The sequence below is a fragment of the Aquabacterium sp. genome (assembly GCF_036279675.1).
GTDB lineage: Bacteria > Pseudomonadota > Gammaproteobacteria > Burkholderiales > Burkholderiaceae_C > Aquabacterium.
The window spans coordinates 1-12684 of record NZ_DASUIS010000124.1 but is presented as its reverse complement, the minus strand read 5'-3'; the positions used below and the strand labels follow the sequence as shown (position 1 = coordinate 12684).

13 protein-coding genes are annotated in these 12684 nt (G+C 61.1%); all 13 read right to left on the bottom strand.

The window, feature by feature from the left end; all coding sequences use genetic code 11:
* The coding region (locus VFW93_RS14405) for a DUF1444 family protein (RefSeq protein WP_329694672.1) at nt 1–867 on the bottom strand (867 nt) is incomplete at its 3' end.
* Nucleotides 868–889: 22 nt separating this feature from the next.
* On the bottom strand, nt 890–1534 hold the full coding sequence (locus VFW93_RS14400; RefSeq protein WP_329694671.1) for a thiol:disulfide interchange protein DsbA/DsbL: 645 nt from the start codon (nt 1532–1534) through the stop codon (nt 890–892).
* 23 nt (nt 1535–1557) lie between these two features.
* Complete coding sequence (locus tag VFW93_RS14395; RefSeq protein WP_329694670.1) at nt 1558–2250, bottom strand: SGNH/GDSL hydrolase family protein; 693 nt, start codon at nt 2248–2250, stop codon at nt 1558–1560.
* 81 nt (nt 2251–2331) lie between these two features.
* Nucleotides 2332–3030 carry a hypothetical protein gene (locus tag VFW93_RS14390; RefSeq protein WP_329694669.1) on the bottom strand — a complete coding sequence of 233 codons (699 nt, stop codon included), beginning with the start codon at nt 3028–3030 and terminating at the stop codon, nt 2332–2334.
* 96 nt (nt 3031–3126) lie between these two features.
* A complete protein-coding gene (locus VFW93_RS14385; protein WP_329694668.1) occupies nt 3127–4572 on the bottom strand; it encodes a hypothetical protein in 1446 nt (481 codons plus the stop codon).
* Nucleotides 4573–4848: 276 nt separating this feature from the next.
* The gene (locus VFW93_RS14380) at nt 4849–5676 is read right to left on the bottom strand and encodes a hypothetical protein (protein ID WP_329694667.1); all 828 of its coding nucleotides are present in this window, start codon (nt 5674–5676) and stop codon (nt 4849–4851) included.
* A gap of 100 nt (nt 5677–5776) precedes the next feature.
* On the bottom strand, nt 5777–6415 hold the full coding sequence (locus VFW93_RS14375) for a hypothetical protein (RefSeq protein WP_329694666.1): 639 nt from the start codon (nt 6413–6415) through the stop codon (nt 5777–5779).
* 202 nt (nt 6416–6617) lie between these two features.
* Complete coding sequence (locus tag VFW93_RS14370; protein ID WP_329694665.1) at nt 6618–7607, bottom strand: glycosyltransferase family 2 protein; 990 nt, start codon at nt 7605–7607, stop codon at nt 6618–6620.
* 37 nt (nt 7608–7644) lie between these two features.
* Entirely contained in the window at nt 7645–8169 is a 525-nt protein-coding gene (locus VFW93_RS14365) for a class I SAM-dependent methyltransferase (protein ID WP_329694664.1), read from the bottom strand.
* Between the two features lie 38 nt (nt 8170–8207).
* On the bottom strand, nt 8208–9179 hold the full coding sequence (locus VFW93_RS14360; protein WP_329694674.1) for a UDP-glucuronic acid decarboxylase family protein: 972 nt from the start codon (nt 9177–9179) through the stop codon (nt 8208–8210).
* A 167-nt stretch (nt 9180–9346) separates the two neighbouring features.
* Nucleotides 9347–10825 carry a methyltransferase domain-containing protein gene (locus VFW93_RS14355; protein ID WP_329694663.1) on the bottom strand — a complete coding sequence of 493 codons (1479 nt, stop codon included), beginning with the start codon at nt 10823–10825 and terminating at the stop codon, nt 9347–9349.
* 44 nt (nt 10826–10869) lie between these two features.
* Nucleotides 10870–11841, bottom strand: coding sequence for a UDP-glucuronic acid decarboxylase family protein (locus VFW93_RS14350; RefSeq protein WP_329694673.1), 972 nt, complete (start codon nt 11839–11841; stop codon nt 10870–10872).
* A 212-nt stretch (nt 11842–12053) separates the two neighbouring features.
* The coding region (locus VFW93_RS14345; RefSeq protein ID WP_329694662.1) for a hypothetical protein at nt 12054–12684 on the bottom strand (631 nt) is incomplete at its 5' end.

Below are 12684 nucleotides of genomic sequence, written 5' to 3'. Positions count from 1 at the left end.
GAGGAGCGGATCGCCAAAGACCTCGGCATCGTTGGCAAGGTGCAGGCCGTTCTCGTCGAGGTAGAACAATTCAGGTGTCAAGGGATTGGGCTGTGTCTTGAACTGGGCCATGACCTGCATGTCCAGGTTCAGCTTCTTGCTCATCTCGGGGCGCCAGGCCATCATCAAGCCCCGATTCGGCAGGCCCACGACGGCGTTGCCCATGAAGCTCATGCGGATGAACTTCTGCACCTCGGGCAGCAGGATGCGGGATGGGTCGTAGGTGTCGCCTGTCTGCGCGTAGATGATGCTCAGGCGGCCATCCACCTTGTGCAGACCGAGCTGGTTGAGTGGGGTGATCTTGCGGAGGTTGTCCAGGGCGGTTGACTCCAGCTCGCTTTGGCTGATGCCCCATGCCTGCATCTCCTTGGGCATGACGAATGCACGCGAGTTCGGCATGTCGATGACGAAGCACCTGGCTGTCTGCCTGGACAGGGCGGTGCAATGAGCTGCCTGCAGGTAGACGATGGGCGAGATGGTGGGGTAGATACGTTGCTTGACGTCAGCCCAGGTCTTGGTGTCTCCGGCTGTCGCCTGATCACGCAGACCACCTTCGATCGTCTTGACCGCGAAATCGACAGCTGCCTGCCCTTCAAGCTGGCGGCGCTGGGCTTCTTTTTTGACGTTGTCGAGGCTGATGGAGAGGGCGCCACTGTTCAATCGGCCGGTCGCCTTGTCAAAGGTGAGATCGGGCATGACATGGCGCTCCTTCAATGCCAGGTAGACATCTTCTTCGAAGTACCGGCCTTGCGCCTGGGCGAGCGGCGCAAAGGCCAGGGCGAAGCACAGCGCCATGCAGGCCATGGGCAGCGAGGAGCGTATGGTCATGCTCTGGTCACCAGTTCGGGTTTCAACGCAGGGGTTTGGTCAGGAGGTCGTCAACCAGGTTCATCATCCTGGCCTTGTTCTTCGCGGTGGACGGCGAAACCAGGTAGCGACCGTTCACGATCACCATGGGTGTGCCATCAATGCGGTGCAGGTTTGCCCGCAATTTGCCGGATTCGACAGCACGCTGGACGGCGTCGGATTCATACCGGGCGAGAAACTGCGCGCGAGACACCTTGCAACAAGCCTGAGCGATGTCGGCGAAGAAGCCGGCCGTGCGCTCTTGCCTGGGGTTCTGGTGCAAGGCGTCGAACACGGCCGTGTGGAAGGCCGGATTGATGTGGGCCATCTCGCCAGCGTAGTAGGCCTGGGCCATGCTGCGGAAGTCATCGCGCCACACCACCGGGGTGTAGATGACGCTCACGCGGGAATTGTTCTTTTCTGCCCAGGCTTGCAGTTGCTCGTTGTAGAAGGTGTAGCAATGTGGGCAGGTGTAGAAGAAGAACACCTCGATGTGCGGCCCACCCATGGGCACGGACGAACGCGCTGTGGACAGATCGACATGGCCATCCCCCTCCACATCCAGCGCCCTGACGTTGGACTTGGTGGCGGCGCATGCGCCAAGCAGCAGGACGGCCAGACAGAGCAGGGCTTTGCGCAGCAATGACATGTGGTGTTCTCCCTTTGGCTTGCTCACTGCGGGGCGTGTTTTTTCAAGGCGGCGATCCACACGCGGTAGCCCTCAGGGCTGAGGTGGATGCCATCTGGCATGAAGTACGCGGGCCGGATGAGGCCTGATTCGTCTGCCAGCAGCGGCCAGGTGTCGACATAGGTGCACTGTGGCCTTTGGGCGCACAGGCGTTTGATCTCTGCGTTGGCCTGTGCCACGCCAGACAGGTCTGCCTGCTCGGGCGCGACCGGCATGACGGCATTCCAGATCAGGGGCACGTGTGCGGGCAGTGCCTGGTCGATTTGCGCCAGACGTTGGGCCACGCCACGCTCGCCGTGCTGCAGAAAGTCATTGATGCCGATGGTGAGCACGATCGCCTTGGCGCGTGGCAGCGAAGGGTAGTTGCGCAAGGAGTCGTGCAACTGGCTGGTGCTTTGCCCTCCGATGCCGTAATTGACGCTGTTGGGCGCCACGGCCACATTGGCCAGGCCCTGCGTGATGCTGTCGCCCAGGAACACGACCGTGCCATCGGGCAGGGAGGTGTCCACGCTGTGCTGGTAGCTCAGCATCGATTCATAGAAGGGCGTATTGGCCGACACCAGGCCCAGCTTGATGCGCACGGAAAGCGGCAGGCCGTAGCGCGCCAGCATGATGGCCATCAGAAGGTGCAGTACCACGAGGTAGGCGATGAAGATCCACTTGATGATGCGGCGCATGGGCAACTCGGCAGGTTTGGGCTTACTGGCCAGACGGTTCGTATGGCCCGAGAGTCTAATGCCGCCTGATCCTGTCGACGATCAGGGCTGATGGTGCGGGAACGCATCCAATGCAGCTTTGGCCCATTTCAGCGCGATACCCAAGACAGCGCAGCTCGCACAAGCCAGCACGAACCACCATGAGGACTGCGCGGTCAGCACTTTTTGCTTCAGTGGCAGCACGTCCTTGTCGTACTGCGTGCGAATCAGGCTCAGGATGGATTGCTGGACCTGCTGCAGTTGTGCGCGCAAAGTCGCGGAGAGAGCGGGCAGGTTCAGCAAGGCTGTGTAGTCGTCATAGGCGCCTCGCCAGTAGATGTCCTTGTTGGCCGTGTTGATGTACTTGCTCCACAGTTCGCAAGCGGTGGCCTGCGCTGCACGCTCCTGTGTGGGGGCGAGGGCGGCTGGCGGATTTAGGCACAAGGGTTGGGCGTAGTGCCAGATGTCAGCTGCGACCTGACGCTGAGCCTCTACCCATTGCGCTTCATGATCCACGGTCTCGGAAGCAATCCTGGAGCGCCCCACAAACGTAAGCAAGCCGATGACCCCCGCTGTGACCAGTAGCTCAGCAAAAAAGCCGAGCCTTTTTGCGTAGCGCTCGGTGCGCTTGCGATCTTGCCATTGTCGAGGCCGTTGATACACACGCCAGGCGATGGTCGCAATCACCGCAAACGCAATCAGTGCGGCAAATTCTGGCTTGGCGAGTCGCCAGAAGAAATCGAACTCGATGGGTTCAGGCACGGTTATGGGAACTCATGGTTGTTGGGGGGAATCCTCCTTCCGCCCCGACTGGTATTGTGGACTTGACCCCAGCCCTGAATGGTCTGCGACGAGCCTTCATGCAGGTCGGAGAATCAAATTCCGAAAAGCGGGGATCATCATGAGGTTCTTGCAGGCGCCGTTGTCTGTTTCCAACCGCCCTACAACGGACTGGGTGAGCGGCTTCAAGGATTCAGGCGTACTGGCCTCCAACTGAGCTTGTGTTTGTCCATGGCCCAGGTAGAGGTTGTAGTAGGCGGCCATCAGGCCAAGCTGGCTTGGCTCCGTCATGGCTGCAGCCACGATGTAGTAGCAGCCGTTGTATTTCTCCTGTGCCCGTTTGGCTTGATCCTTCAATTCCAAGGGGGGGTACTTGAACTGGTCGTTCATCAAGGTCCAGGCGTCCTTGGGCTTGCCAAGCAGAAACAGGGCCGACGCGAGGTTCAGGGCATTGAGTTCGTCTGACTCGAGGTCATAGGCTTCCAGCATCAGCTTGGCAGCGCGCTCAAACTTTCCTTCAATCAGGTAAGCGAAAGCCATGTTCCCGACCACGCCAGAGTAGGCGGAGCCTTCTGTCTGTGCTTTCCCGCTGGATATGCCCCATTCCCTGAGCGCTTCACCTGTCTTTTCGGCCTCCGGGTATTTCCCTTGCAGGATCAATGCGGCGATCAGGTTCCCCGCCGATGACAGGTTCTTGTTCTGGGCTTGAGCCGTCATGTAGTACTTGCTCGCGTCAGCAAATCGCCCCGTGTAAAGGTAGGCATTGCCTGTGTTGTTGACGGCGCTGATTTTGAGCAGAGGTGTCGCCAGAGGGGATGGCGAGCGGCTGACTTCGTCATACAGCGCGACAGCGTTTTTCAAGTGGATGGCCGAATCTGTCGACCCGATCGAAAACCTGGAAGCTGTTTCAGCCTGCGCCCACATGGAATAGGCCTCGGCGAGTGCGTGTTTGCGAAGTGGATGCTCTTTCCATGCCTCATCGGTCACGTTGGCATCCAGCGCTCTCACGAGGATGCGAGGCTCGGTGGTGTTGGGCGTGGCACCGTGGAAGTTCCACTTGCGACGAAGGGCGAAGACGTCAACAACGAGCTGAATTTTTTCTGCGTAATCAGGAGATCTCTCGGCAATGGCCTTGATCTCCTTGGCAATCAGTTGCTGCCGATCTTGTTCGCCACCAAGCAGGATGGAGACAAGTTCCACGTAGTGCCGCGGGGCCGTGGTGCGAATGTACTGCGACGAAGCCAGACAGATCATGACCGCGAGCACGATGTAAGCCACCATGCCAAGTCGGTGTTGCAGGAAGACGTTGCGGAGGTATTTGATGACCAGCTTGGGGGCATCGGATACCTTCTCGCCCAGAAGGAATGTCAACACATACGAAAACACCAGCGCCAGCAGTGGAGGTGCGGCCAGGTTGAATGACCCAAGAAAGTCTGCAATTGGTATGTAGAACTGATCGCTTTGATGGTGGTAGAGCGTCAGCATGGCGAGCATGGCGACGACGGTCGCCATCATGGCTGCCAATTGGAGGGTGCTCAGCTTCCAGTCAATGCTTCTCATGGCGACGGTGCTCCTGTCAGAAAGCCTTTCACAACAGGCGCGCCGTATTTATTAGCCGGGAGAGAAAACTTTTGGGCACCCTGATTGACGTTTTCTGGCAGCCTACCGCGTCAGCAAGGCGCGGGAGGCTTTTCCCCTGAGCACCAAGGTTGGGGGTGGTGATCGTCGCGTTGCAGTGGTAGCGCACCAGTACGTGTCAGGCGGATTTGCAGGTTGCCGCCTGCAAGGGGGCAAAGGCGTTCAGTGGTAAGGCGCCACTTCAAACCGGCTTTGCCCATCTTGTCGCCATTGCGCCGCCTGAACGGGGTCTTCAGCAAGGCGCTGAGCGTACTGCTGCGCCACTTCCTGCTGGTGTTCGGCGGTGATCATGCCGCCGAAGTGCGCCGCAAACAGGTGCCCGAAAAGTGCCTCGGCCTGGGCCTCCTGCTGCTGGATTCGGTCGATCTCTTCGGCATTGAACAGCCAGGTCAGCATCGCGTGGCCTGGCTGCAAGGGGAGCCAGCGGCGCAAGGTCAGACAGGCGGCCAGGATGCCGAGCCGGGCTTGCCAGCTCGCCAGATCGACCGGGCCAACCATGGCCTCCTGGGTGGCATCGTGGATGGCCTGGTAAGCGCCTTGGTAGATGCCACGCAGGATTTCGCGTTCACCTCGTTTGAACAGGTGCTCCAGCCAGGTGCGGGGGAAATCCGCGACACGCAGTACCTGGCCGCCTTGTGCGTTTGCGGGGGCGGTTTGCATGGTCTGGCGGGTCGCCTGCCATTGCGCTTCGGTCATGGACAGCTGGATCAGGTAACCGAGGATGGGCTGCCCGCCGACCAGCCCCTTGGTGCGCAGGCCGGCGTACAGGGCTTCGCCCACAAACAAGGCCCCGGCCGCATTCCAGCCGTGGAGCAGGCCGCTCCCGGTGAGGCGACGCGCATCGGTCATGTAGACGTCAACGGCGTCCGTCCATGCGGGTGCGTCGGCCGCCTGGCGCAAGGCCATGAACAGACGCCGCAACGCCTGGGTCAGCTCATCCGGTTGAGGATGCGCTGCCAGCTCGATGTAGTTGAGCAGGTCGAAGCTCATTGAGCCGCTCCGGCCTGGCCAGATGGTGTGAGTAGTTCGGTGGCGTTCATGTGCCTGTCAACCCAGCATGTTCTTGCGCAAGGTTAACAGGCCAATGGCATCACAGAGATTGCACCAGCTTGTTCGAGAGGTACTTGGCCGCTGCACGCAGTTGGGCTTCAATTTCCTTCGGATCGTTCTGGATCTGGGCCCAGGCGATCGCGGTCATGGGGCTGGCGATCGAGGGCAGCATGCGGTCGCTGGCGCTCCAGACGGTCTGGCCCTTGTCATCCACCATGTCGGCCTTCATTTGCAGTACAGGCACGACGTTCGAGCTCAGCAGGTGCGTCACACCGAAGCCGTATTGCGGCACGGACAGCTTGATCGTGGGGATGCCGGCATCGGCGCTCGTCGCGATGGACAGCTTGCCGGATGCGCGCAGTGCATTTTCAAACTCTTGCTGAACCAGTTTTTCGATGGAGATGTTGTTCTGGTTCAGGTAGTTCACAAAGGCTGTTTGCGCATCCACGACCATGCCGCCACTGACGGCACCACCCACAGCGCCGAACATCATGCCAACGGCCGCACCGCCAGGAGCCAACAGGAACACTTGCCCTTTTTCAACAGACTGGCTGACCTGTGTGGACTTGATGCGGGCTTTGTCTTCGCTGCTCATGCGTTGCGAGGTGGCGCAGCCGGTGATCACAAACGCCAGGAGCAGGGCAGAGATGACTTTGGAGGAACGGATGAGGTAGGACATGTTGGCTTCAGGTTTGAAAGGTTTTTCCAGAACAAACCGTACGTGAAGTCCTCTTTCCCGTCCATAACGGGAGCTTAAAGATGCGTGTTTGTTGAGCCAAAGCGGCTTGATCCCCCGTATTCGAGTGGCTGTACTGATAACAAAGCGCAACGCCGGCCCCTGTCGGTAGCCGGCGTTGCTGGCGGATCAAGCCGCGTCGGGTTCAGGCGGCAGCGGCAATGGGTGCGGCCACTGGCGCCGGCTCTTCGTCCTTGATGCCTCGGGTGGCTCGGATCTCGCCACACAGGCTGGCAGCGAACTGGTCGAACTTCATCAGAATGTTGATGCGCGACAGGTCGGCGAACAGGATCTGGTCATCGGGGCTGCCGACGCGTGGTGCGCTCTCGTCAATCGCCGTGTGATCGCAGTCTTGCGACAGGTCGCCAGCGTAGAGGAAGGCCATGGACAGCATCTCGGAATGGGGCAGGCGGTAGTTGGCCGCACGGATCTTCTCGGCCATGTGATCCCAGTGCGCCGTCTGGGTCTTGCCGCGGCCCACCTTGATGGACAGGCGGCGTGCGCCGATCAGCGACTTGGCCGTGATCTGGTCCACCGAGCGCACGGGCACATGCTGCAGCACGGGCGTGATCACGGGGCCTTGCAACCACTGGTTGTTGACGGCGATGAAGTGGCTGCCTTCGGCAATGATGCAGGTCTTGCCTGGCTCATTGGGGATGACGACCTTGTAGAACTGTTCAGGTTCCTTGGCGCGCTTGCGGAAGACGTCATACAGCGGCGCCTTGCTGCCGTAGTAGTCGCCACCGGTGGGCACGTAGGTGACCCAGGCCATCAGGCCGCAGCCATCCTTGGGCACTTGTTCAGCCAGCGCCTGGCGGAAGTCCTGCCCATTGGGTGTGTGGATGAACTCGTCGGCATCCAGCGGCACGATGTAGTCGTACTGGTTGGTGGCGGCGATCTGGCGGCACAGCGTGGTCAGCATGATCGCCTGCTGGAAGTCAGACGATTCGTGCTTGTAGATGGTGAGCGGGAAGCCTTGAGCCTTGAGTCGCAGCAGGATTTCCTGCGTGCCGTCCTTGCTGTCATGGTCGATCACGTAGATGTGATCCACGCTGCGGCTGTTGATGCGGACGAAGAGTTCGATGATGTCGCACTCGTCCTTGATCATCGTGATGGCGGCGACCTTGGTGCTCATGGCTTGCTCCTGTGCTTTGCGCTCACTGTCTGGCAGATCAGGCGTGTTCTGCTGGTGCCGCGGCGGCTTGTGCGGGCACTTCCACCTTGCGCATGATCGACAGCAGGTGGGGGCCACGCCATTCCTGGCTCAGGATCTGGAAGGCACCCTTGAAGCCGTAGGCGGTGGCCCAGCGGTTCACGTTGTCGAAGTAGGCGGGGAAGGTTTCGTCCGTGATGATGTTGACGTGGGTCGGGTCACGGAAGGCCGCCGGGTTGGGGTAGGCCGGTGTGAAGGACATGAAGAGGCCACCGGGTTTCAGCACGCGCCAGACTTCGTTCATCACTTCCACAAAGGCGTTGCGGCGCTGTGGGCAGTAGATGAGGCGGGGGATGTGCTCCAGGAAGTCGTGAGCGGTCACGAAATCGAAGGCGTCTTCAGGGAAAGGGATGGGATCGACCACCAGGTCGGCACGGAAGATGCCGTGGTCGATGTCGTCACGCACGTCGATGCCGTACACCTCGGTGGCGTTGAAGGGATTCTTGGGCTTGGGGCCGCAGCCGATGTCCAGTGCTTTGGTCATGGGGTTCTACCTGTGGATGGGTTGAGGGCGAGCGGCGGTCAGGCCAGGGCGATCTGCTCGACCTTGAGCAGCTTCTCGAAGTAGGCAATGGTCTTGCCCAGGCCTTCTTCGAGCTGGGTGTTAGGCTGCCAGCCCAGCAGGGTCTTGGCGCGGGTGATGTCCGGGCAGCGCTGCATGGGGTCGTCGTGGGGCAGGGGCTTGTAGACGATGGGCGAGCTCGAACCGGTCATGTCGATGATCTTCTCGGCCAGCGAGCGCACGGTGGTCTCGACCGGGTTGCCGATGTTGATCGGGCCGGTGATGTCGTCGGGGCTGTTCATCAGGCGCAGGGCACCGTCGATGAGGTCATCCACATAGCCGAACGCGCGTGTCTGCATGCCGTCGCCGTACAGGGTGATGGGCTTGCCGCTCAGTGCCTGCACGATGAAGTTGGACACCACGCGGCCGTCGTTGGGGTGCATGCGCGGGCCATAGGTGTTGAAGATGCGCATGACCTTGATGCGCAGCTTGTGCTGACGGTGGTAATCAAAGAACAGGGTTTCGGCGCAGCGCTTGCCTTCGTCATAGCAGGAGCGGATGCCCATGGGGTTGACGTGACCCCAGTAGTCTTCGGTCTGGGGGTGCACCTGTGGGTCGCCATAGACCTCGGACGTGGATGCCTGCAGGATCTTGGCCTTCAGGCGCTTGGCCAGGCCGAGCATGTTGATGGCACCGTGCACGCTGGTCTTGGTGGTCTGGACCGGGTCGTGCTGGTAGTGGATGGGCGAGGCCGGGCAGGCAAAGTTGTAAATCTCGTCGACTTCCACGTGCAGGGGGAAGGTCACGTCATGGCGCTGGAACTCGAACCGGGGGTGGTCCATCAGGTGTTCGATGTTGCGGCGCGAACCCGTGAACAGGTTGTCCACGCAGACAACTTCGTGGCCTTGCTCCAGGAGGCGTTCGCACAGGTGCGAGCCGAGGAAGCCGGCGCCGCCGGTAACGAGACAGGTCTTGCTGGTGCCCAGTCGCATGCTCATGCGGTTTCTCCTTGGAAGAGGACGGTCAGTTTGTGCAGTGGTTCACATGGTCGCGCGCCCACCCACCCGGCTTTAGCGAGAAAAACCGGGGGGTTACAGCGTTTATTGCGGTTTGGTGGCGTGCCCCGGGCTGAGGCCTCGGAGCCTGGTGCTACCGGCTGCTACCAGGTGCGGGTGCGCTTGAGGTGCGGGTTGCCCTCGAACTGGCGGAAGGTCCAACCCTCTACGCCCTTTGTGAAGCGGTCAACGGTGGCCTGGTCGGGCTTTTCCTTGAAGATCACCGTCAGCAGCACGTTGGGCTTGATCAGCATCTGCTTGGCTTTGAGCTCTGCATCTGCGGTTTCGGCCTTGAGGCGCTCGAACAGCGGTTCGCCATCCTTGGCCTGGACGTATTCCACGCCGGGCAGGTAGACGTCGCAGATATTTTTGTAAGCCACGGCCGGCAGATCCAGGCCCCAGCAGACTTTGTTGATCTCGCGGCGCGACAGGGCGTAGACGAAGTTGCCCACGGCTTCGTAGCTGGGCTGGTCTTCGCCAGGGATGACGGGAGGGTCGGCGTACTTGTCCTGCGGCTCGATCAGCACCACGCCTTTGCGGGCCACGCGCAGCATCTCGTACAGCGCGATGGCGGGGCGGGGGAAGTGGTGATAGGCCTCTTTGCACAGCACGAAGTCGAATTCGTTGTCGGCAAAGCTGAGTTTTTCGGCGTTTTCCTCGGAGTAGGCGGGGATCAAGCCGCGCTCCTTGGCCTCTGCGAGGAAGGTGCCGGAGATGTTGGTGGGCAGCACGCTCTTGTAGCCGCGGCGCATCATGCGGATGGCGTCCAGGCCGTAGTGGCCGTCACCGACGGTGAGCCACTTGTCGTTGTGCGTGTGGCTCAGGCAGTGGAACAGTGGCTCCATCATGCGCTCATGGCGCCAGAAGTCGGCCGTGTCCTCGCTGAACCAGGATTCATGCATGCGGCGGGTCTCAGGATCCAGCGCATGGCTGCCTTCATCGTGATAGAGCTTGTAGTTCCACTCTTCCACGGAGCCGGCCTTGGGTTTGTCGCTGGTGGCCGATGGTGCCGATGTGGTCGGCGCGGCTGCTGCGGCATGGGCTGGCGGGGTGTGCATGGACACGTCGGGGATGGCCTCTGTCTGGGGCGTATCCGGTGCGGCCACCTTGCGCATGATGGTCATGAGGTGCGGGCCGCGCCATTCCTGGCTGATGATCTGGAATGCACCCTTGAAGCCATAGACCGATGCCCAGCGGTTGACGTTGTCAAAGTAGGCGGGGAAGGTCTCGTCCGTGATGATGTTGACGTGAGTCGGGTCACGGAAGGCGGCCGGGTTGGGGTAGGCCGGCGTGAAGGACATGAACAGGCCATCGGGTTCCAGCACGCGCCAGACCTCGTTCATCACTTCCACAAACGCATTGCGGCGCTGCGGGCAGTAGATGAGGCGGGGAATGTGCTCCAGGAAATCGTGGGCCGTCACGAAGTTGAAGCTGTTGTCCGGGAAGGGGATGGGGTCCACCACCAGATCGGCACGGAAGATGCCACGGTCGATGTCATCGCGCACGTCGATGCCATACACCTCGGTGGCGTTGAAGGGGTTCTTCGGTTTGGGGCCGCAGCCGATGTCCAGTGCTTTGGTCATGTAGGTCTACCCGGGGTGAATCGTGTGAGTCGTGTGAACGGCGATCAGGCGATTTCGATCTTTTCGACCTTGAGCAGGTGCTCGAAGTAGGCGATCGTTTTGGCCAGGCCTTGCTCCAGCTGGGTATTGGGCTGCCAGCCCAGCAGGGTCTTGGCGCGGGTGATGTCCGGGCAGCGCTGCATGGGGTCGTCGTGGGGCAGGGGCTTGTAGACGATGGGCGAGCTCGAACCGGTCATGTCGATGACCTTTTCAGCCAGGGCACGCACGGTGGTCTCCACCGGGTTGCCGATGTTGATCGGGCCGGTGATGTCGTCAGGACTGTTCATCAGGCGCAGGGCGCCATCGATGAGGTCATCCACGTAGCCGAATGAGCGGGTCTGAGTGCCCTCGCCGTACAGGGTGATGGGCTTGCCAGTCAGTGCCTGCACGATGAAGTTGGACACCACGCGGCCGTCGTTGGGGTGCATGCGCGGGCCATAGGTGTTGAAGATGCGCATGACCTTGATGCGCAGCTTGTGCTGACGGTGGTAATCGAAGAACAGGGTTTCGGCGCAGCGCTTGCCTTCGTCATAGCAGGAGCGGTAGCCGATGGGGTTCACGTGGCCCCAGTACTCTTCGGGTTGGGGGTGGATCTGGGGGTCGCCATAGACCTCGGAGGTCGAAGCCTGCAGGATCTTGGCGCGCACACGCTTGGCCAGGCCGAGCATGTTGATGGCACCGTGCACGCTGGTCTTGGTGGTCTGGACCGGGTCGTGCTGGTAGTGAATGGGCGAGGCCGGGCAGGCGAAGTTGTAGATCTCGTCGACCTCGATGTAGAGCGGGAAGGTCACATCGTGGCGCTGGAACTCGAACCTGGGGTGATCCATCAGGTGTTCGATGTTGCGGCGAGAACCCGTGAACAGGTTGTCCAGGCAGATGACCTCGTGGCCTTGCTCCAGCAGGCGTTCGCACAGGTGTGAACCCAGGAAGCCGGCGCCGCCGGTAACGAGACAGGTTTTGCTGGTGCCCAGTCGCATGCTCATGCGGATCTCCTTGACGAGACAGCCCGGTGGAACCATTCCACACGAGGCAGTTCAGCAATGGTGATCCTGCAAGCCGCGCTCATAAGCTTGAAAAAGCGGGGCATCCGTGCACATTTGCACGCTTTGCGCGAGCGCGCATGCCCCGCAGCCCGGGTCGGGGCTGAGGGGCTTCCCCAGGTTGAGGCCTGGGAGGCTGAAAGGGGGGCTCAGATCAGCGGTGTGGTCTTGTTCGGGTCTTCCGTGAGTTGGGTGTGGTCCACCTGGGCCAGGTGGAGGTCGCCTGGCAGCACGGCGGGTGTGGCCGTGACCGGGGTATGGGTTGAGGCGTTGCTGGCGAGCAGGTCTTCGGCTCTGGGGGCCAGCAAGTCGCTGACGTGCAGATCCAGTGTCTGTGCTACGTGGTCAGCGGCGTGCGGTGTCTGATCCTTGGCGAACCAGACGTCGGCCACGGCGTGGGTGTGCCCATCGCTGGTCTTGTAGTCGGACACCAGGCCCAGCAGGTTGCCGTTGTCCATGGTGCTCGCGTGCTGCGCATGCAGATCGATCTCGATGATGCCCAGGCTGGCCAGGTTGTGCAGCTCGCCAGCTTGCGAGACGCCATCGCTGTTGGCATCCACCCAGACCTTGAGTTCATCGAAGCGCAGATCGGTGGCGCTGAGCTTGCCATCGTGGTTGCTGTCCTCGGCGCGCATGGCGGTGTAGCCGTCACCCGCGCGGTGGCCATCTACCACGGTGGCGGTGCCGAACAGCTCCTTGCCATCGTTGATCCTGCCGTCGCCATTGCGGTCCATCACCAGCAGGCCATCGGTGGGGGCAACCCAGCCGACATGGTGCTCG

What these genes read in the sequence shown, in the direction of transcription:
- VFW93_RS14400 (WP_329694671.1), bottom strand. Translation starts at nt 1,534, where the DNA reads ATGTCATTGCTGCGCAAAGCCCTGCTCTGTCTGGCCGTCCTGCTGCTT.
- VFW93_RS14395 (WP_329694670.1), bottom strand. Translation starts at nt 2,250, where the DNA reads ATGCGCCGCATCATCAAGTGGATCTTCATCGCCTACCTCGTGGTACTG.
- VFW93_RS14380 (WP_329694667.1), bottom strand. Translation starts at nt 5,676, where the DNA reads ATGAGCTTCGACCTGCTCAACTACATCGAGCTGGCAGCGCATCCTCAA.
- VFW93_RS14375 (WP_329694666.1), bottom strand. Translation starts at nt 6,415, where the DNA reads ATGTCCTACCTCATCCGTTCCTCCAAAGTCATCTCTGCCCTGCTCCTG.
- VFW93_RS14370 (WP_329694665.1), bottom strand. Translation starts at nt 7,607, where the DNA reads ATGAGCACCAAGGTCGCCGCCATCACGATGATCAAGGACGAGTGCGAC.
- VFW93_RS14365 (WP_329694664.1), bottom strand. Translation starts at nt 8,169, where the DNA reads ATGACCAAAGCACTGGACATCGGCTGCGGCCCCAAGCCCAAGAATCCC.
- VFW93_RS14360 (WP_329694674.1), bottom strand. Translation starts at nt 9,179, where the DNA reads ATGCGACTGGGCACCAGCAAGACCTGTCTCGTTACCGGCGGCGCCGGC.
- VFW93_RS14355 (WP_329694663.1), bottom strand. Translation starts at nt 10,825, where the DNA reads ATGACCAAAGCACTGGACATCGGCTGCGGCCCCAAACCGAAGAACCCC.
- VFW93_RS14350 (WP_329694673.1), bottom strand. Translation starts at nt 11,841, where the DNA reads ATGCGACTGGGCACCAGCAAAACCTGTCTCGTTACCGGCGGCGCCGGC.